General features: G+C 39.2%; 23 protein-coding genes. 10 read left to right on the forward strand and 13 right to left on the reverse strand.

The annotated features are described in order from the left end of the window. Positions 1-110 precede the first annotated feature (110 nt). From LCM09_RS02410 to mnhG, 6 genes are read left to right on the forward strand one after another with little or no spacing between them, the layout of a single operon-like run. Positions 111-2,456 carry a Na+/H+ antiporter subunit A gene (locus LCM09_RS02410; RefSeq protein ID WP_224878519.1) on the forward strand — a complete coding sequence of 782 codons (2,346 nt, stop codon included), beginning with the start codon at positions 111-113 and terminating at the stop codon, positions 2,454-2,456. Next, the gene (locus LCM09_RS02415; protein WP_224878520.1) at positions 2,456-2,794 is read left to right on the forward strand and encodes a Na(+)/H(+) antiporter subunit C; all 339 of its coding nucleotides are present in this window, start codon (positions 2,456-2,458) and stop codon (positions 2,792-2,794) included. The genes LCM09_RS02410 and LCM09_RS02415 overlap by 1 nt, the downstream gene beginning before the upstream one ends. Next, the gene (locus LCM09_RS02420) at positions 2,787-4,265 is read left to right on the forward strand and encodes a Na+/H+ antiporter subunit D (protein WP_224878521.1); all 1,479 of its coding nucleotides are present in this window, start codon (positions 2,787-2,789) and stop codon (positions 4,263-4,265) included. Before LCM09_RS02415 ends, LCM09_RS02420 begins: the two co-directional genes overlap by 8 nt. A gap of 5 nt (positions 4,266-4,270) precedes the next feature. Next, positions 4,271-4,747, forward strand: coding sequence for a Na+/H+ antiporter subunit E (locus LCM09_RS02425; RefSeq protein WP_224878522.1), 477 nt, complete (start codon positions 4,271-4,273; stop codon positions 4,745-4,747). Beyond that, positions 4,744-5,034, forward strand: coding sequence for a Na(+)/H(+) antiporter subunit F1 (locus tag LCM09_RS02430; protein ID WP_224878523.1), 291 nt, complete (start codon positions 4,744-4,746; stop codon positions 5,032-5,034). The genes LCM09_RS02425 and LCM09_RS02430 overlap by 4 nt, the downstream gene beginning before the upstream one ends. After that, a complete protein-coding gene (mnhG, locus tag LCM09_RS02435; protein WP_318246480.1) occupies positions 5,027-5,365 on the forward strand; it encodes a monovalent cation/H(+) antiporter subunit G in 339 nt (112 codons plus the stop codon). The genes LCM09_RS02430 and mnhG overlap by 8 nt, the downstream gene beginning before the upstream one ends. Positions 5,366-5,402: 37 nt before the next feature. Here mnhG and LCM09_RS02440 read toward each other — a convergent pair whose 3' ends face one another. Continuing rightward, positions 5,403-5,582, reverse strand: coding sequence for a YjcZ family sporulation protein (locus LCM09_RS02440; protein ID WP_224878525.1), 180 nt, complete (start codon positions 5,580-5,582; stop codon positions 5,403-5,405). A gap of 186 nt (positions 5,583-5,768) precedes the next feature. Between LCM09_RS02440 and yfkAB the strand changes: the two genes are divergently transcribed. Both yfkAB and LCM09_RS02450 read left to right on the forward strand, forming a co-directional pair. Further along, positions 5,769-6,878 (forward strand): radical SAM/CxCxxxxC motif protein YfkAB, encoded by a 1,110-nt coding sequence (yfkAB, locus tag LCM09_RS02445; protein ID WP_224878526.1) that lies wholly within the window; start codon positions 5,769-5,771, stop codon positions 6,876-6,878. 82 nt (positions 6,879-6,960) lie between these two features. Beyond that, positions 6,961-7,740: a GDSL-type esterase/lipase family protein gene (locus tag LCM09_RS02450; protein WP_224878527.1), complete on the forward strand. Its 780-nt coding sequence runs from the start codon at positions 6,961-6,963 to the stop codon at positions 7,738-7,740. A gap of 72 nt (positions 7,741-7,812) precedes the next feature. On the opposite strand, the gene LCM09_RS02455 is transcribed toward LCM09_RS02450, so the two are convergent. The 9 genes from LCM09_RS02455 to LCM09_RS02495 form a co-directional block, all read right to left on the reverse strand. Then, positions 7,813-8,025, reverse strand: a complete 213-nt coding sequence (locus tag LCM09_RS02455) for a WYL domain-containing protein (protein WP_224878528.1) — start codon at positions 8,023-8,025, stop codon at positions 7,813-7,815. A 112-nt stretch (positions 8,026-8,137) separates the two neighbouring features. After that, complete coding sequence (gene sigK / locus LCM09_RS02460; protein WP_224878529.1) at positions 8,138-8,851, reverse strand: RNA polymerase sporulation sigma factor SigK; 714 nt, start codon at positions 8,849-8,851, stop codon at positions 8,138-8,140. A 125-nt stretch (positions 8,852-8,976) separates the two neighbouring features. After that, complete coding sequence (locus tag LCM09_RS02465; RefSeq protein ID WP_224878530.1) at positions 8,977-9,132, reverse strand: hypothetical protein; 156 nt, start codon at positions 9,130-9,132, stop codon at positions 8,977-8,979. A gap of 93 nt (positions 9,133-9,225) precedes the next feature. Beyond that, the gene (locus LCM09_RS02470; protein ID WP_224878531.1) at positions 9,226-9,672 is read right to left on the reverse strand and encodes a hypothetical protein; all 447 of its coding nucleotides are present in this window, start codon (positions 9,670-9,672) and stop codon (positions 9,226-9,228) included. 105 nt (positions 9,673-9,777) lie between these two features. Continuing rightward, complete coding sequence (locus LCM09_RS02475; RefSeq protein ID WP_224878532.1) at positions 9,778-10,224, reverse strand: hypothetical protein; 447 nt, start codon at positions 10,222-10,224, stop codon at positions 9,778-9,780. Positions 10,225-10,831: 607 nt separating this feature from the next. Then, positions 10,832-11,704, reverse strand: a complete 873-nt coding sequence (nadE, locus tag LCM09_RS02480; RefSeq protein WP_224878533.1) for an NAD(+) synthase — start codon at positions 11,702-11,704, stop codon at positions 10,832-10,834. Positions 11,705-11,834: 130 nt separating this feature from the next. After that, positions 11,835-11,978 (reverse strand): hypothetical protein, encoded by a 144-nt coding sequence (locus LCM09_RS02485; protein ID WP_224878534.1) that lies wholly within the window; start codon positions 11,976-11,978, stop codon positions 11,835-11,837. Between the two features lie 114 nt (positions 11,979-12,092). After that, entirely contained in the window at positions 12,093-12,239 is a 147-nt protein-coding gene (locus LCM09_RS02490; protein ID WP_224878535.1) for a hypothetical protein, read from the reverse strand. Positions 12,240-12,266: 27 nt separating this feature from the next. Beyond that, positions 12,267-12,413, reverse strand: coding sequence for a hypothetical protein (locus LCM09_RS02495; RefSeq protein ID WP_224878536.1), 147 nt, complete (start codon positions 12,411-12,413; stop codon positions 12,267-12,269). 498 nt (positions 12,414-12,911) lie between these two features. Here LCM09_RS02495 and LCM09_RS02500 point away from each other — a divergent pair, with 498 nt between their 5' ends. Further along, positions 12,912-14,453: a hypothetical protein gene (locus LCM09_RS02500; protein WP_224878537.1), complete on the forward strand. Its 1,542-nt coding sequence runs from the start codon at positions 12,912-12,914 to the stop codon at positions 14,451-14,453. After that, positions 14,450-15,139, forward strand: coding sequence for an OmpA/MotB family protein (locus tag LCM09_RS02505; RefSeq protein WP_224878538.1), 690 nt, complete (start codon positions 14,450-14,452; stop codon positions 15,137-15,139). Before LCM09_RS02500 ends, LCM09_RS02505 begins: the two co-directional genes overlap by 4 nt. Positions 15,140-15,187: 48 nt before the next feature. Here the strand turns inward: LCM09_RS02505 and LCM09_RS02510 are convergent, their stop codons facing one another. The 3 genes from LCM09_RS02510 to LCM09_RS02520 all read right to left on the reverse strand — a co-directional run bounded on the left by LCM09_RS02510 (position 15,188) and on the right by LCM09_RS02520 (position 17,587). Beyond that, positions 15,188-15,421, reverse strand: coding sequence for a YrhC family protein (locus LCM09_RS02510; RefSeq protein WP_224878539.1), 234 nt, complete (start codon positions 15,419-15,421; stop codon positions 15,188-15,190). A gap of 106 nt (positions 15,422-15,527) precedes the next feature. Then, positions 15,528-16,661, reverse strand: a complete 1,134-nt coding sequence (locus tag LCM09_RS02515; protein ID WP_224878540.1) for a bifunctional cystathionine gamma-lyase/homocysteine desulfhydrase — start codon at positions 16,659-16,661, stop codon at positions 15,528-15,530. Between the two features lie 2 nt (positions 16,662-16,663). Then, a complete protein-coding gene (locus LCM09_RS02520; protein WP_224878541.1) occupies positions 16,664-17,587 on the reverse strand; it encodes a PLP-dependent cysteine synthase family protein in 924 nt (307 codons plus the stop codon). Between the last annotated feature and the right edge of the window lie 11 nt (positions 17,588-17,598).

Consider the following 17,598-nt stretch of genomic DNA (forward strand, 5'->3'; position numbering starts at 1 on the left):
AGCATGAAAAGTTGAAAAATGAGTCGATTTTTGATTACAATTGAGATATTGCAAAATAAGTTCATTTGAACTTTTTCATAGTGAGCTTTAATTAGGGAGGGTTTTATAGAATGCTTCATGCAGCTGTCTTGCTTCCTTTTCTGGCAGCGTTTTTCATCCCGTTTATTTATCGGGGCGTCAAACAGGTCCACTTAGGATGGTTTGTTCTAGCAGTTCCGATTTTGTTATTCGGGTACTTTTTAACTTTTATCAATGGTGTTTTAAAAGGAGTACATACGCTTAAAACGTTTGAGTGGATTCCTTCACTCGGTGTAAACGTCACATTTTTCATTGACGGTCTTGGCCTATTTTTCGCGCTTCTGATTACCGGAATCGGATCGCTCGTTGTTCTGTATTCCATCTATTACTTAAGTAAAGCGGAAAAACTTGGCCATTTTTATGTTTATCTGCTTTTATTTATGGGTGCGATGCTTGGTGTCGTTCTTTCAGATAATCTGTTCGTCCTTTACACATTCTGGGAGCTTACAAGTATTTCATCATTCCTATTGATCGGTTACTGGTACCAGCGTGAGAAATCTACTTCTGGTGCTTTGAAATCAATGGTCATTACAGTATTTGGTGGTCTTGCGATGCTTGGCGGATTTCTACTTATGTCAGACATCACGGGGACAACCAGCATAAGAGGAATCATCGAGAATGCCGATCTCATCGTCAATTCTCCATTGTTTACATTCATTTTAATACTAGTCTTATTAGGGGCTTTTACGAAATCAGCTCAGTTTCCATTTCACACCTGGCTTCCAGATGCGATGGAAGCGCCAACTCCAGTAAGTGCTTTTCTGCACTCTGCAACAATGGTTAAAGCAGGGATTTATCTTGTCGCTAGATTAAGCCTTGTTTTTGCAGGAACAGATCTCTTTTTCTTAATTGTTAGTGGGTTTGGTTTACTGACTTTGTGTTGGGGATCTTACATGGCTGTTCGCAAAACGGACCTCAAAGCAATTCTTGCTTATTCGACGATCAGTCAGCTAGGTATGATCATGGCTATGCTTGGTTTTGGAACTAAGGCTGCTATCTTAGCAGCGGTATTTCATATTCTTAACCATGCTACGTTCAAAGGAAGTCTGTTCATGGTGGCAGGAATTATCGATCATGAAACAGGCACACGCGATATTCGCCGTCTAGGTGGACTATTCACGTTCATGCCGATTACGGCTACTCTCGCTCTCATTGGAACGTTCTCAATGGCTGGTTTTCCGTTACCAATACTGAACGGATTTTTGAGTAAAGAGATGTTCTTCAAATCTTCTCTTCACTTTGAACATGCTTCGCCAATCGTTGAAGCCGTATCACCTTTCTTCCCTTATTTTGCAGTTGGAGGAAGTATTTTTACGTTTATCTATTCTGTTATGATATTTTTCCGCACCTTCACTGGGAAGCAGCGGGATACACTTGAGAAACAGCCTCATGAAGCACCGATCGGTATGTTGATTTCACCGATGATTCTAGTTGCTTTAGTCGTTATCATTGCAATCATTCCAGATACCTTTGGACACTTGCTATTAGCACCGATGGTTGACTCGGTTACAAATTTAGTTGTTGATCCACATATCAAGTTCTGGCATGGACTTTATAATCCTGAGCTGTACATGAGTTTAGCTGTTCTGATTTTTGGAACGCTTCTCTACATGACGAGAACAAAGTGGGTACGCATATACGATGTTTTACCAGGTAAAATGTCTGCCGCAAAAGTATTTGATGCGTTAATGAACGGTATGGTTAAAGGATCTGAGAAGGTAACTAACATCTATATGACTGGATCATTAAGACATTATCTTGTATACATCCTTACCTTCTTCATTGCACTACTAGCGATAACAATGAGTGTAACAGGAGGTTTTACACTATCGTTCGACGACCTTGCCCCAATAGCTCTTCCTGAAGTAATGATTGCGGTCGTTATGGCTGTTGCAGCTTTTGGAACAATATTTATGAATAATCGGATTGCGGCTATTCTTGTATTGGGTATCGTAGGGTATGGGTTATCATTATTGTTTGTGTTCTTCAGAGCACCTGATTTAGCTCTAACTCAGCTCATCGTAGAAACAGTTACAGTAGCTTTATTTTTACTTTGCTTCTATCACCTTCCTGACCTTGATAAAGAGAAATCTTCTTCAGGAACGAAGGTTGTGAATTGGGTCATCTCAATATCTGTTGGTGTGATCGTGACACTGATTGGAATTGCTTCACACAGCACGAAGATGTTCGAGCCAATTTCCGATTACTTCATCAAGAATTCATACAAACTTGGTGGAGGAGACAATATTGTAAACGTCATACTAGTGGATTTCCGAGGTCTTGATACAATGCTTGAAATTCTCGTACTCGGACTTGCTGCAATCGGGATTTTCACGATGATCAAACTACGTCCCGGCAAGAAGGGAGGAAATGAATAATGGAAATAATTATGTCCGTGCTGGCTGGATTACTTTTCACAGCAGGCGTCTATATGATGCTTCAAAAACAAATACTTAAAATCGTCATAGGAACTGCCTTACTGTCACACGGTGCTCACCTTTTCATTATAACGATGGGGAAACTTAATCGAGGAAAACCACCCATCTTAGCTGAAGACGTAACGAACTATGCCGACCCGCTACCGCAGGCGTTAATCTTAACTTCAATCGTTATCAGTTTCGGCGTAACATCATTTCTTCTTGTGCTAGCGTATCGAGCGTATCAAACTAACGGAACAGATAATATGGAGAAATTAAGGGGAAACGACCATGAGTAACTTAGTCATATTGCCAATATTACTACCACTTTTGACCGGAATATTTCTTGTATTCTTCAACAGTAAGCTTCCTCTCGTCAGAATGATTACTAAAGTGATGGTAATTATAAACTTGATCGCTGTGTCGGCAATTGCCTATGAAGTTGTTCAGAATGGAACGATGGTATTAAAAGCAGGGGACTGGACAGTTCCCTATGGAATCGTTCTTGTAGCAGACCCTCTTGCAATGGTGCTTGTCGTAACAGCAAACATCGTTGCAACTGCCTGTGCATTTTATGCGTTTCATTCACTCGATGAACAACGAGAACGGTTTTACTTCTATCCACTCTTCCAGCTTTTGATTGCTGGTGTGAGTGGTGCCTTCCTTACTGGTGATTTGTTTAACCTGTTCGTATTCTTTGAGGTATTACTGATTGCTTCTTATGGGTTAATTGTTCTAGGAGGAACGAAAGAACAGTTTAGAGAGTCTTTTAAGTACATTATTATCAATTTGTTTTCATCAATTTTGTTTGTCACGACAGTATCCTTCCTCTATGCAGTGGTTGGGACCGTGAATATGGCTCAATTAGCAGAACGAGTTGGTGAAGTCGAACAGGGCGGAATTCTTACTACGATCGCAATCCTGTTACTAGTTGTATTTGCAACTAAGGGAGCGTTATTTCCGTTATATTTCTGGCTACCAAAATCGTATACAGTGCCCCCAACCGTTATCTCAGCTCTTTTTGGGGCTTTATTAACGAAAGTAGGGGTATATTCGATATTAAGAGTCTTTTCATTGATTTTTGTTTATGACCTTACGTTCACACATCAGCTATTCATCATTTTAGCTGCATTTACATTGATCTTCGGTGTTGTAGGTGCACTATCAACAAACAATATTCAATTGATCGTAGCCTATAACATCATCCCAGCGGTTGGTTATATGATACTCGGCATTGGCGTGTTTTCCGCAACGGCGCTTGCGGGATCTGTTTACTATCTCGTTCACGATATGATCATCAAAGCAGCATTGTTTTTACTAGTGGGTGCGATGGCTGCGTACAGTGGTACTTCTGATTTAAGAAAAATGGGTGGATTAATCAAACACCAACCTGTACTTGGCTGGCTATTCTTTATCGCTGCACTTGCACTAGCAGGACTTCCTCCATTCAGTGGATTCGTAGGAAAACTACTTATTTTAAGAGGGGCGTTTGAAGAAGGACACTATACTGTAGCAGTCATTGGTCTTTTAACTAGTCTACTTATCCTCATATCGATCATTAAAATCTTTATCAAAGGATTCTGGGGAGAAGACAAACTTGAAAAGGTTCCAAACATTTCTATTAGAAATAAGATCATGCCCGCTGCATTTCTACTGTTCTTTACTGTACTGCTTGGAATTGGTGCAGAATTCTTTTACCCAACCGTTCAATCGATTGGAGATCAGATCATTGATCCAATCAACTATATCGATTCGGTGATGAAGGAGTAGATGGCATGTCAATTCAAATTATAATCAATCTGATCATCGCTGTATTATGGATGTTCTTGTTTGAAAGTTATTCATTCAGCACATTCTTTATCGGATATCTATCAGGAATCGTACTGTTGTTACTAATGGAGCGCTTTATTCCGGATCGATTCTATTTCTACCGCCTATGGTCGATCATCAAGCTACTGTTTCTATTTATAAAAGAACTTATTATGGCAAACATTCAAGTGGTTAAACTTGTCTATAGTCCTAAGCTCAATATGGAACCGGGAATTATTGCTGTTCCAATCGAAGTGAGAACGAACTGGGAAATAACTATGCTTGCTAATCTAATCACTTTGACACCAGGAACGCTTTCCGTTTCGGTTTCACCAGACAATATGTTTATTTATGTACATGCCATGGATGCACCTGATGCTGACGAAGTCATCAAGGAAATTAAAGGTACCTTTGAAAAAGCAATCATGGAGGTGACGAGATGACATCACTCTTATCAACTGTATCTACTATATGTATAATCGTCATTGCCATCTCAACACTTTTTCTGTTATATAGAGCTATAAAAGGGCCATCTAATCCTGATCGTGCAGTAGCGTTGGACACAATCGGAATCAACCTAATGGCAATCGCAGGGATTCTTGCAATAAAACTTGAAACACAGTATTTTAATGACATTATCCTTCTAATAGGTATTCTTGCTTTCATTGGTACTGTTGCAATCGCCAAATTCTTAGAAAAGGGTGTTATCATTGAAAGAAATCGTGATTAGTATCATATTGATCATCGGAACGTTTTTTCTTTTCTCTGGAGCCCTAGGTGTCTTTCGTCTACCCGACGTTTACACACGCCTTCACGCAGCTTCAAAAAGTGCTACTTTGGGTGTAGCTGGAATAATGATCGCTGCTTTTCTATACTTTCTGGTAGAACAGAATATGGTTAGTGGAAAACTGGTGCTTGGAATTATATTCATTTTAATGACTGCTCCAGTATCAGGACATATGATTTCTAGAGCCGCTTATCAAAAAGGTGTTCCGCTTTGGGAGAAAACAACAAGAGATGATTTACGTTCATCAACAAAAAAAACAAACACAAGAGGATAACCTCACGTGTTTGTTTTTTTATTTGTTCGAAACCCTATCAATATCTTCTTCCGTAAAAATTCGTGTAGTAGTAATAACCGCCGCCAATTATTAGCAGCAATACAAGAAGAACAACAATTAATGCAAAGTACCCGCCGTAGCCTGGATAAGGGTACGGTGGATATGGGTATCCGTACCCGGGGTATCCGCAGCCATAACCGCCATAACCGTAACTCATGTTCCCCCTCCTTCTCTCATTTATACCTACTCCACCTAGATAAGATAGTTTATGTAGAGTTTGTCATTGTTGTATAGGGATTAGCGGAGTTTTCTGAATTCCTTGAGGTGGCTATTTTTATATGTGTGATTGTTCTACAATGAAAGAAGACATAATAGCTATCTATTTAAAAAGGGGTCGATTATAATGACAACAACCATTACCCCCACTAATGACCCGTGGGAAGCTTATATGGACGTTGAAGAACATGGGACGCAGGTCCTTTCAAACATTGAATTAACAACAACAACTTTATGTAATATGAGGTGTGAGCACTGTGCGGTAGGATATACGTTGCAACCAAAAGATCCTGACCCACTGCCTCTTACACTTTTAACAGACCGTTTAGATGAAGTTGAACACCTTAGAGCTTTAAGTATCACTGGTGGAGAACCTATGCTATCAATGAAATCTGTTAAGAATTACGTTGCCCCCCTTCTCAAGTACGCACATGAACGAGGAGCACGTACTCAGATCAATTCGAATCTAACATTAGATCGAAAACGATATGACATGATATTGCCGTATCTCGATGTATTACATATTTCTCATAACTATGGAAGCATAGATGATTTCACGGATATAGGGTTCGCTGTAATGGAAAAGAAGCCAACTCTAAAACAACGTGAAGCATATTTTCATCGAATGGTCGAAAATGCAAAAGACCTTACATCGAACGGGGTTTTAGTTTCTGCAGAAACGATGATAAATCGAAGAACAATACCAAACATTGAAGCGATCCATCAACAAATTGCTGAGATGGGTTGTCAAAGACACGAGATTCATCCGATGTATCCATCCGACTTTGCTTCTGACCTGGATATAGCTTCTTTAGAAGAAATTCGAGAAGGTATTCATAGACTATTGGATCATAGAGATCCAAACGTATGGTTACTTTTCGGAACACTTCCTTTCTATCCATGTAGTTCCAATCCAGATGACCTAAAGCTTTTGGAACGTTTATATGCTGAGCCTAATGTTACGGTGCGAAACGATCCAGATGGACGCTCTCGCCTCAATATGAACATATTTGATGGTGATATTATCGTTACAGACTTTGGCGACACACCTCCTCTTGGAAACATTCAACATACGAACTTAAATGAAGCGTATAGAAAGTGGCAAGAGAGCAAAATCGCTAAATCAGTTAGCTGTCATTGCCCAGCGGTTAAATGCCTCGGTCCAAATCTTCTTGTTAAAGATTCCTATTACAAAGACGTAGATTTCCTAACAAGAGAAACACAAATCACTCTCTAACCCCCTCATAGTCGGGGGTTTTTTTACTATTTTCATAAAAAAATCGCATTTTTTCCTTTCGGTTGGATGAAGAAAGGGTATAATGGCTATCGTACTCAATAGGAGCGTGATGATGTTGAAGAAAAGAATACTAATCCTAACCCTTATTTCATGCGCATTAGCGTTATTACTTCTAATTGCAGAAAATCAAGCGAACTTCATTCGAACCAATGCAAATGAGATGCCGGAAAACGATTCTGAATCTAAGAAGAAAAATATTACGTATTACACCAAATATTATCAAACGAAGAAAAGCATATATGATTCTTATAAACATCAGGAAAGTGAAACAATTTTTCTCGGAGATAGCTTAACGGATTATTACGAATGGGGAGAAGCATTAAGTGATCATCAGGTATTGAATAGAGGAATCGCAGGAGATACAACTACAGGCGTTATCAATAGGATAGAAGAAATTACAAATGCTAACCCTGCACGACTGTATTTGATGATCGGTATCAATGACATGATAGCTGGTCAATCCATTGAGAAAATCGAGACTAACTATAAGTATATTCTTGATACAATCAAAAAGAAATCTCCTACTACATCTGTTTACGTCCAAAGTCTTCTTCCAATCAATAAAAAACTGACGAGACACAACGTTAGAAATCAAGATATCAAAAAGTTAAATGAGCAGATTAAGAACCTTGCGTTATTATATGACTATCAGTATATTGACTTACACCCTGACTTTTTGAAATATGGTCAGCTTAATAAGGATTATACGTATGATGGCCTTCATTTAAATGGAGAAGGATATAAAGTATGGACTAAAAAACTAATGACCACGTACAACACGGACAGCGACACAATCGAATAGGGTTAGGCAATTTAGTTTGCGATAAAGTCTCAGATTTTATAATCTGAGGCTTTTCTTTTGTATAGAAGGTTTTCACTTACTCTGAACTGATGTTGGATATGCAGCCAGGATTCCGTCTAGTTTGAAAGTACGCAAACTATTTCTTAAATGACAATACCCTTTTACCTCATGTTCTGTAATGACATATAACGTGACTGTCCGGTGTGTGATCAACTGTTCTGAAGTCATGTAAATTAAATCGATAGGGAGATGGTGTTGTAAACAGCGATGCAACATCTTTAACATAAAAGCTCCCCCTTTTTCCCTTTGCTCATATTATATTCAGAACACTTGTTCTTATCAACTTTATTTCACTTCCAATTTTCGGAACATATGAAAAGCCCGCCAAATGGCAGGCTTATGCTCCGTTTCCTTTTTCTTTTCGATTACGATAAAACTCATGGAAGAGCTTCATTAACGCTCTCTTTTCAATTCTAGACACATAACTTCTTGAGATACCTAGCTTCTTTGCAATCTCTCGTTGGGTAAGCTCTTTTTCGAGGTTTAATCCAAACCTGCCTACGATTACTTCCTTTTCTCTTTCATCCAATATATGAATATAATCATATATCTTCTGCTTTTCCATATTTAGCTGTATTAGATCCACAATATCTTCTGTTTCAGCCTTCAATACATCGATTAACGAAATTTCATTCCCTTCTTTGTCCTGACCAATCGGGTCATGTAGGGAAACATCTTTTTTTGTTTTCTTAAGAGCGCGTAGATGCATTAAGATTTCATTCTCAATACACCTAGCTGCGTAGGTTGCAAGCTTTGTTCCTTTATCGGTCGAATAGCTCTCGATCGCTTTGATCAAACCGATCGTTCCGATTGAGATGAGGTCTTCAGGGTCTTCTCCGGTGTTCTCGAATTTCTTAACAATATGGGCTACAAGACGTAAATTGTGCTCGATTAATCGATTTCTAGCTTCTTCATCTCCTTGTGCCATTAATTCTAAATACTTTCTTTCATCCTTTTTGGATAAGGGTTGTGGAAAAGCGTTGTTTTTCACGAATGAGACAAAGAAAAGAACTTCCTTACACAAGTAAGCAAGTGCTGCCAGTAACGACACAAACTCACCTCCCATATGTTGGGCTTACACCTTAACTTAAGTTTATGTGTGAAGCGAGGCTACTGTGTCTGTCCATCTCTATATACCTAAAAAAGTAAAAAGCTCACCTAATTAGCGTGATTTCACTAATCTCGATGAGCTTTTCTTTCTTTTGACCATTTCTCTGACATATATTCTTCTCTTAGGTAGCGGTAATGTCTAGAATTACGTCCAAACTTTAAACGAATAAACGTAAGAGCAGTTACAATAGAAGCTACACCAACAATCTCGAACCATTCCATCAGTGCCACACCTCACTTATGGCAGTGTATTCGTTTAGATCATAACTTGTTACCATCTTTAGAGAATATAACAAAAAACGTCCTACTGGACGTTTAGATGGCAATGATGGCTTCGCTATTTTTTTGTTTAATATATGAGCTAATCTCGTCCCAGTCTTCTTCAAATGGAAGATAAGGAACATACGTTATTTTCTTATCGTAATGTTTTTCGATCGCGATTACGATGGAACCATTTACTTTTCCAAATGTAACCCTTTTTACAGAAGAAAATGAAACGACTCTTCGATTTAACCCAAACAGTTTGTGCTGCATTCCTTTTTCAGTAAGTTCGATTCGCTGAGTGCGTATACATAAACTTAATAAAATGCAGAATGCGATGTAAATGAGGCCGATCAACATAAAGGTCTGCCATCTTTCAATAGTTAAATCACCTTTCACCCACAGGAGGACAGTGCCAAATGCGACAACAATACAATAAACAAGAATCATAAACACCTCGATTGTCTTAACTCTAGGATAATATGTCTTGATTACTTCCATGTCCTTCACACCTTTACACTCGTTGGCTTTAGACATAGGGGGCACGATTAGTTTGTTTTATTTTATCAGCTTCTAAAAGTTTTGTACACAGAATATTCTGTCAAATTATCCCGTATGTCGATTCACATAGATCTTCATAGAGTGGTTTTGTATCACCTGGATTAATGGTAAAAGTTCAGGTAATACTTGTTTTGCATAGTTCCAAGCATTCTCCTCAATTCCCAACGCCAACTGGTGCTTTTCATAATTACTCTTTGCTTTATATTTACGTATAGCGAGGTCTTCTAAATCCCTATCTTCAGAATGACCAAGCTCATGTGCTAAAATCACCTTAAAATAATCAACCAGTCTCTCCTCAGATCCCAGCACACTTCTACACTGATCTTTAATTTCCTCAAGATACATCGTAATCGTGTCTGTCTTCAAACAGTATTTGCCTCCAATATTTCTGTTACCTGGGAAATGACTCTCAATACTAACGCTGATGTTCAAGGAAAGTGAATTAAGGATACTAGCTACAAGCGAATAATAATATTCTTTTGATTCCCCCATTACGTGACCCCTTTATTTATAGTGATTTTATGTACATGCTTTCCCTTCACAATGCACTTTATACGGAAGAAATCAGTCCTACTTATAGATATTAATATGAAAAAAAAGAGACCTTATTCAGGTCTCTTTCCAGGTTGTCGAGAAAGTCTTGACGACCACCCGCCATTAATAACGTGGTGATTTTCGTTTAAGCATGCTCGCTTTGCGCGGGGCGGGTGGTGAGTCTCCTCGTCGCTGAAAAACGCTCCTGTGGGGTCTCACCTGTCGCACACGTCCCGCAGGAATCGAGCATCTTTCTGCTCCAATCAACATTATTATGTGGTTTTGAAAATAAGACAAAAGCAAAATAAATTACTTCTAGAACACTAAAGCTGAGGATTACTTAATAATAATTTTGCTTTGATTGATCGCAACCTAGTAGGAGTGAATACCACTTGACTCCCATGAAAACGGGCTTTCAGTCTCGAAGTGGACGGCATATTTTCCGCAGGGGAGCTCGGGCGTTCGTATAAACGAAGACAAGTGGTGGTCTCCTACGGCATAGGGAACACATTATTCAGGCTTTTCTCCAAACTGAAAAGAGACCTTATTTAGGTCTCTTTCCTTGTTACTTCCACCAATTATCATGAATTGTAGGTGGTAGGTTTCTCTTATGTTTTGTTTTTAAGTAGTGGCTTTCTAACGTTTTGGCTGCATCTTCAGGAATTTCTCTTCCTTCTAAATAGTCATCGATATGTTTATAGCTTATCCCTAGCGCTTCTTCGTCAGGAAGTGCAGGGCGATCATCTTCTAAATCTGCTGTTGGTACCTTATCAACGAGGTGGTCTGGCATTCCAAGGTGTTCAAGCATTGAACGACCTTGTCTTTTATTAAGACCAAACAATGGAGCGATATCACATGCACCATCGCCAAACTTGGTATAAAAACCTGTAACTGCTTCAGCAGCATGATCTGTTCCGATGACTAGCTTATTCTCGTCACCAGCAATGTTATATTGTGATATCATTCGCTCACGTGCTTTGTTGTTACCTTTCGTAAAGTCAGTCAGGTCGTTTCCTGTCGCCTCTAAGTAAGCTGAAACAGAAGCATCTACAGCTGGTTTAATATTTATCGTAACAGTTTGATCTGGCTGTATAAATTTGAGTGCTGCTTGAGCATCGTCTTCATCTTTTTGCTCTCCGTATGGCAGACGAACTGCAATAAAGGATGCATCCGTTCCTTCTTCTCGAAGTTGTTCAACTGCTAGTTGAGCGAGACGCCCCGCGAGAGAAGAGTCTTGCCCTCCAGATATACCAAGAACAAAACCTGACGTACCACTTTTCTTTATGTAGTTTTTTAAGAATGTAATTCGTTTTTCTAGTTCTTCTTTTACATCGATTGAAGGTTGAACACCTAATTCATTAACGATCTGTTTCTGTAATTCTCTCAAGTTTCTCACTCCTAAGTTTAATAATTGGCGAAAAGATAAAGCGTTTTTCATCCATTAACCTTATTTTTATACAATGTCCTATTCTTATCAATACCCACAACCTTAATTTCAAAACGAAATTACGTTCTCAATCTTTAATATACTCAAAAAGACAGAACTGAAACGTTCTGCCTTTCGTTGCTTAATAATGGCTATGCAAGCTTTTCTTATACTCCATATTTTCGATTAGTTCGCGTTTTCTTTTCGCGTCTAACTCATCATTAAGCGATCTATGGTTCTTTGAAAATGTGATCGACACTGTTATAAATAATAAATGTAACGTCATTTGATAATCCTCCTCTTACCTCTAACTTTGTCAGGTTAAGCCTTTCTCTACTGCCATCCATTTTTGAATCGTTCTCCCTGAAGCATGCATCATCATTCAATCATCCTTTCATAGTTAGAATAGCCAAGGCTGTCTTTCCATTACGCCAGTAGTACGATTAGTCATGTCTTCTTTCACCTTATGATAATGAATTTCTTCCTCCACCGTTTTCTCTTGAACTGTAATTCCTACTTTTATAAATAATAAATTTATCGTTAACATGATCATTTCTCCTTAGTGTTTTTGTTATTACATCCACATTGAACCAGTGCGGCATGCTTTCATCTTGTTTTCAGATAGTTGTTGTTTGATATCACGCTGATGGCATTCAGATGAGAGACTTGGCTCAAACAGATTCTTTACTCTAGTAATGATCAGTAAATGGAACGGTACCATGCTAACGACCTCCTTTCATACGAGAGTTCAGGGCACCCATTTCTTCCTTACTTTTCTTCTAGTCATTTCAATCTTCAACATCATTTAAATCCTCCTCTCGAATTTTGGACACAAAAAGGCCGCAGGCAATATACCTACGGCAGAATTAAAATATACCGCAGGGGATCGACCTGCGGCATTATATCCAATTAATTAACTAAAAGGATGCCTATAAATTAGGCGCCGGTCGAACCATTTTAAGATATTCAACTTTCGCTTCTGCAACTGCTTTTGTAATTGTCATCATTTTGTTCGACCTCCTTTTGTATTAGTGATTTCAAAGGTTAGTATATCGATGTCTTTTGGCTTTGTAAACCTTTTCTACTAAATTACCTGATAATTTTGTAAAAATATTATTTTACGACATTTATCGTTTTATTTCGACATTACTAACGCGCGAAGAAAGCATGAAAGTTCTCATTCTCCGGACATACACTTATACAAAGCGGAGGTGAGTACATGCTCAATGTGACAACAGTTGTCCTCGCAATCATTGTTTTTTTGGCTATTCTTGGTGTGACGGCAACAATTCAAATTGCTATTCAAATGAAAAAGTGGTTGAGAGATATTGAACATTCTGAGATGAAAATCGATGAAAATACGTATGCGGCACCGTGGCTTCAGAAGGTAATCGAGGAATATAAAGCGTACCACCTTGCTGGTATATCTCCTATTAATACTCAGGCGCTAATCGAAAAACATTTTTATAAAGAATCTGTCGCCATATTTGGATTAGTAAGAGTACCTGCGGGTGGCATGATGAGGTTCATGCAGCAGCTTCCCCCCACTTCTATCATCATTGGAATTCTTGGAACCTTTATCGGTTTAACAATGGCTATCGCTTCAATGCAAGAGACCCTGCTCTTCTTATCACAAAGACCAGAAGATGCAAATTTAGACCTTGCATCTGTCATCGCTGCCATTTCAAGCCCATTCCAAGGGATGAGTGTAGCTTTTGTTACGAGTATTGCTGGTATTGGCAATGCGTTGTTTCTTACGTTGATTCAAAATGGTGTATTAACTGGTGGTAGAACAACTGCCTATTACCTCGATAAGATCATTTCTGATTGTGAGGCTCTTCTCGATCATAATTTACATGCAAGTTTAAGCAAGGAAAAACCTCATGATGAAATGGAACGAATTTTAGATAGACTGGCGGGTCGCATCGAGGACAGCTTCCAGGAAACACTAGGCGACTTCTCTTCAAACATGGTTAATTTCACGGCTGGATTAGAAAAAGCTATGCAGGATGTTAACGGTATCCTTACCTCACAACGAACTTATACAGATCAATTTGCAGAAAGCACCTCTACACTAGAAGTATTCTCTGATAAATTACAGGGTTCTTTTACACAGCTAGATGGCGTACAGGAAAAAGTGAATCAGAGTATATTAGAGCTATCTGGTCAGCTTAAAACACTAGATTCTCAGCTTCAAGCACTATCAAGACATCACGAAAATGGTCAGCGTAAGTTCGAACAGCTTGTCCAACGATCAGATCACTTAATAAAGGAAACACAAAAGAAAGCAGAAGAAACCGGACAGCATTACTTAAGAGGATTAGATGAGCAGATGCAAAGATACCAATCATCTCAAGAAGAACTCGAACGAAGGATCCATCAAATGCAAGATGAGTGGTATTATCGTTATCAAGATAAACAAAATCAGTACGGAAGAGCATCTCAAGACTTCGCTGAGTCCGTGTCACAGCTTGAAAAAGCATGGTTTACGGCAATTGATAAAATTAAACGTGAAGCACTTGAACCAATTATGTATAAAATGGAAAGAGAACAAAAAGATCAACCGCTTCAGCATGAATTAAGAGCCCTTTCAACTAGCATGGACTCCCTGTATCAAGGCCTCTCGCGGGAATTAAAAGACATACAGCATCATTTATCAGAGTCGTATCAGCTCCAACTACGATCATATGAGGATCACTTACGAAGACAAACAGCTGCTCAACAACAAATCCATTCTCGTATTATTGGTGATAACCGATGAAAAGTAGAAAGAGGCGTTTTCAATCAGAAAACGGAGAAGAACACTACTGGCCAAGCTTTGCTGATATGATGGCAATGATCGTGTTGGTTATGCTTTTCGTAGCTATCATCGCATTTGTACAGATGATCTATGATGCTTATGACCAAACCGTTATGAAACAGGAGCTCGCGAAAGTTGCAGATGTTAAAAAACATATAAGTGATTTAATCGAGCAGCAGTTAGAGGAGGACGTAGGGAAAGACAAAATTGTAAGGGGTCCTAACAATACGATATCTGTTGAGGGCGACATCTTGTTTGATACGGGGAGTGCTGAAGTTAGCCCAGAAGGCAAAAAAGTACTGAATGAACTTGCAGATGTTTTTGCGAGCTTAATAGAAGAAGAAGATATCAGTCAGTACCTCTATATTATTCTAATCGAAGGTCACACTGATAAAGTTCCCTATGATAATTGGACGTTATCAGCAGATCGATCAGTTGCAGTCGTAAAAGAGCTTATGAAAGCTAACCCTAAGCTCGCAACCACTGACTATGCGAAATACCTTGGAGCAACAGGATACTCTGAATTTAAACCTGTTGTAGAAGGTACGACTAGTGATGCGTTCAGAAAAAACAGGCGCATTTCTTTTCAAATCATCCTGGATGATGAAAAATGGCAAGGACGTCTAAAAGAAATCATGACGTATTAATGACGATAAGAATTAAAAAAGACCATTCCACAAAGAATGGTCTTTTTATTAATCGTTTGTCGTATCAGAATCGTTTAACTTTTTCTGGATGGCAATCGCACGAGAATAGAAAAATAGCGCGATTCCTATTAATAGAAATCCTCCACCAGTCAGAATAAGGACGCGTTCATCTGTTTGTCCTTCCATTGGAAGAAAAGAACCGATATAGAGGAATACGCTTAAACTTAATAAAATAAATGCAAAGCGTTTATAATCTGTCATTTTATCTTGAAGTTCCTTCATGTTGCGATCACCTCTCACACTACTATTCTAGCATAGAAGTGTACAAACAGAGGAATGTAACTATTTCCAAATAAAAGGAACCCCCCTTTTAAAAGGGGGTTCGAAGTTAACTTAGTGCATTTTTAAGATCCTCGATCAGATCTTCTGCGTCCTCAAGACCAACTGAGATACGAACCAGTCCTTCAGTAATACCTAGTTCATCTCGACGATCTTTTGGAATAGATGCATGCGTCATCCGTGCTGGAACTGAAATTAAACTCTCTACAGCACCAAGACTTTCTGCAAGCGTAAAGTATTTTACTTTACTAAGCAGTTCATCTGCTTTCTCCGCGCTTCCGATATCAAAAGAAACCATGCCTCCGAAGCCTCTTGATTGGTTAACAGCGATGTTATTTCCAGGATGAGTGCTCAATCCAGGATAATAGATTTTCTCTACATCAGGGTGGTCGCTAAGGAATTGAACGATCTTCGCTGTATTTTTCTCATGTTCTTCCATACGCACGCCTAATGTTTTTAATCCTCTAATCAATAACCAAGAGTCTTGAGGTCCTAATATGCCTCCTGCTGAGTTTTGAACAAAGTGCAACTCTTCTGCTAAGCTCTTCGAATTAACAACAACTAACCCAGCAACAACGTCACTGTGTCCTCCCAAGTACTTAGTAGCAGAATGGAGAACAATATCTGCACCGTGGTCGATCGGATTTTGCCAATATGGTGTATTGAAAGTGTTATCAACGATCATTAGTAGATCATGTTCTTTTGCCTTCTTTGAAACCTTACTAATATCTGTTACTTTTAGTAATGGATTTGTAGGCGTTTCAATGAAAACAGCTTTCGTGTTAGGTTTGATTGCTTGTTCCACTGCATCGATATCAGTCGTATCAACAAATGTAGAATCGATTCCTAGACGATTCAATACCTTAGTCATCACACGGTAGGTACCACCATATACATCGTCAGTCATCACGACATGGTCGCCTGAATTAAACAGCATCATAACAGATGTAATGGCAGCCATCCCTGATCCGAATGCAAACCCAGCATATCCATTTTCTAAGTCTTTGATAAGCTCTTCAAGAGCATGACGAGTTGGGTTTCCTGTGCGAGAGTACTCGTATCCATTGAATTTCCCAACCGCTTCCTGCTTATACGTACTAACTTGATAAATCGGTACAGACACTGCACCAGTTTGGGGGTCGCCTGTTATCCCACCATGTATTAGTTTCGTTTTCGGCTTCATTCCTAAATGCCTCCCTGGTATATCTTTTTACTTAAGTATCGTTCACTACTGTCTGGAAAAATAGTTGCAATGTTCGTTCCAGGATCTGCTTTTCTCGCTTCGATAAGGGCTGCCTCTAGTGCTGCTCCTGAAGAACTTCCTACAAGTAACCCTTCCTTTTCAGCAAGTTCTTTCACTCGTTGAAAGGCAATCTCGTCAGATATCGTGTGAATGCTATCAAAATATGAATCATCCATGTATCCTGGGAGGAATTCCATTCCAATACCTTCTGTTTTGTGAGGACCTGAGTCTCCACCATTAAGGATCGATCCTTCAGGCTCTACGATTACAGTCTTAACATTAGGATTCTGTTCTTTTAAATAACGAGCTGTTCCCATGAACGTCCCACCTGTACCTGCTCCCGCTACGAAAACATCTAGCTCACGATCAAGCTGGTGCCAAAGTTCTGGCCCCATTGTTTTGTAGTACGTTTCTGGATTCGCAGGATTGCCGAACTGTTGTGGCATATAAGAATTTGGAATCTCCTCATGCAATTCTTTTGCTTTCGCGATTGCACCTTTCATACCTAGTTCAGTTGGTGTATGGACGATTTGGGCACCTAGCGCACTCATCAAATCTTGTTTCTCGATACTGAATTTCTCTGGAACGACAAACATGACCGTGTAACCTTTGTTAACAGCGGCAAGTGCGAGCCCGATTCCAGTATTTCCTGCTGTAGGTTCAATAAATGTCCCACCAGGCTCAATTCTATTATTCTCAACCGCATCTTGAAGAAGCTCCTGACCCAGACGGTCTTTGATGCTACCTCCAGGATTGTAGAACTCAAGCTTCGCGAACAAGCGAACGCCCTTTGGTATTTTAAAATGATGGAGCTCGATGACCGGAGTACGGCCCACGAGCTCGTGAATATTATTATAAATATCCATTAACATGCCTC

Origin of the sequence: Guptibacillus algicola (assembly GCF_020171805.1) — a bacterium.
Taxonomy (GTDB): domain Bacteria; phylum Bacillota; class Bacilli; order Bacillales; family Guptibacillaceae; genus Guptibacillus; species Guptibacillus algicola.

Excerpts from the sequence above, each read along its gene's own strand:
- LCM09_RS02520 (WP_224878541.1), bottom strand. The coding sequence starts at position 17,587 with ATGGATATTTATAATAATATTCACGAGCTCGTGGGCCGTACTCCGGTC.
- LCM09_RS02470 (WP_224878531.1), bottom strand. The coding sequence starts at position 9,672 with ATGGAAGTAATCAAGACATATTATCCTAGAGTTAAGACAATCGAGGTG.
- LCM09_RS02430 (WP_224878523.1), top strand. The coding sequence starts at position 4,744 with ATGACATCACTCTTATCAACTGTATCTACTATATGTATAATCGTCATT.
- yfkAB (WP_224878526.1), top strand. The coding sequence starts at position 5,769 with ATGACAACAACCATTACCCCCACTAATGACCCGTGGGAAGCTTATATG.
- LCM09_RS02485 (WP_224878534.1), bottom strand. The coding sequence starts at position 11,978 with ATGACGTTACATTTATTATTTATAACAGTGTCGATCACATTTTCAAAG.
- LCM09_RS02465 (WP_224878530.1), bottom strand. The coding sequence starts at position 9,132 with ATGGAATGGTTCGAGATTGTTGGTGTAGCTTCTATTGTAACTGCTCTT.
- LCM09_RS02425 (WP_224878522.1), top strand. The coding sequence starts at position 4,271 with ATGTCAATTCAAATTATAATCAATCTGATCATCGCTGTATTATGGATG.
- LCM09_RS02490 (WP_224878535.1), bottom strand. The coding sequence starts at position 12,239 with ATGTTAACGATAAATTTATTATTTATAAAAGTAGGAATTACAGTTCAA.
- LCM09_RS02505 (WP_224878538.1), top strand. The coding sequence starts at position 14,450 with ATGAAAAGTAGAAAGAGGCGTTTTCAATCAGAAAACGGAGAAGAACAC.
- LCM09_RS02500 (WP_224878537.1), top strand. The coding sequence starts at position 12,912 with ATGCTCAATGTGACAACAGTTGTCCTCGCAATCATTGTTTTTTTGGCT.
- LCM09_RS02450 (WP_224878527.1), top strand. The coding sequence starts at position 6,961 with ATGGCTATCGTACTCAATAGGAGCGTGATGATGTTGAAGAAAAGAATA.
- LCM09_RS02440 (WP_224878525.1), bottom strand. The coding sequence starts at position 5,582 with ATGAGTTACGGTTATGGCGGTTATGGCTGCGGATACCCCGGGTACGGA.
- LCM09_RS02515 (WP_224878540.1), bottom strand. The coding sequence starts at position 16,661 with ATGAAGCCGAAAACGAAACTAATACATGGTGGGATAACAGGCGACCCC.
- LCM09_RS02510 (WP_224878539.1), bottom strand. The coding sequence starts at position 15,421 with ATGAAGGAACTTCAAGATAAAATGACAGATTATAAACGCTTTGCATTT.
- LCM09_RS02410 (WP_224878519.1), top strand. The coding sequence starts at position 111 with ATGCTTCATGCAGCTGTCTTGCTTCCTTTTCTGGCAGCGTTTTTCATC.
- nadE (WP_224878533.1), bottom strand. The coding sequence starts at position 11,704 with ATGAAAAACGCTTTATCTTTTCGCCAATTATTAAACTTAGGAGTGAGA.
- LCM09_RS02475 (WP_224878532.1), bottom strand. The coding sequence starts at position 10,224 with ATGGGGGAATCAAAAGAATATTATTATTCGCTTGTAGCTAGTATCCTT.
- LCM09_RS02455 (WP_224878528.1), bottom strand. The coding sequence starts at position 8,025 with ATGTTAAAGATGTTGCATCGCTGTTTACAACACCATCTCCCTATCGAT.
- LCM09_RS02495 (WP_224878536.1), bottom strand. The coding sequence starts at position 12,413 with ATGGTACCGTTCCATTTACTGATCATTACTAGAGTAAAGAATCTGTTT.
- LCM09_RS02415 (WP_224878520.1), top strand. The coding sequence starts at position 2,456 with ATGGAAATAATTATGTCCGTGCTGGCTGGATTACTTTTCACAGCAGGC.
- LCM09_RS02420 (WP_224878521.1), top strand. The coding sequence starts at position 2,787 with ATGAGTAACTTAGTCATATTGCCAATATTACTACCACTTTTGACCGGA.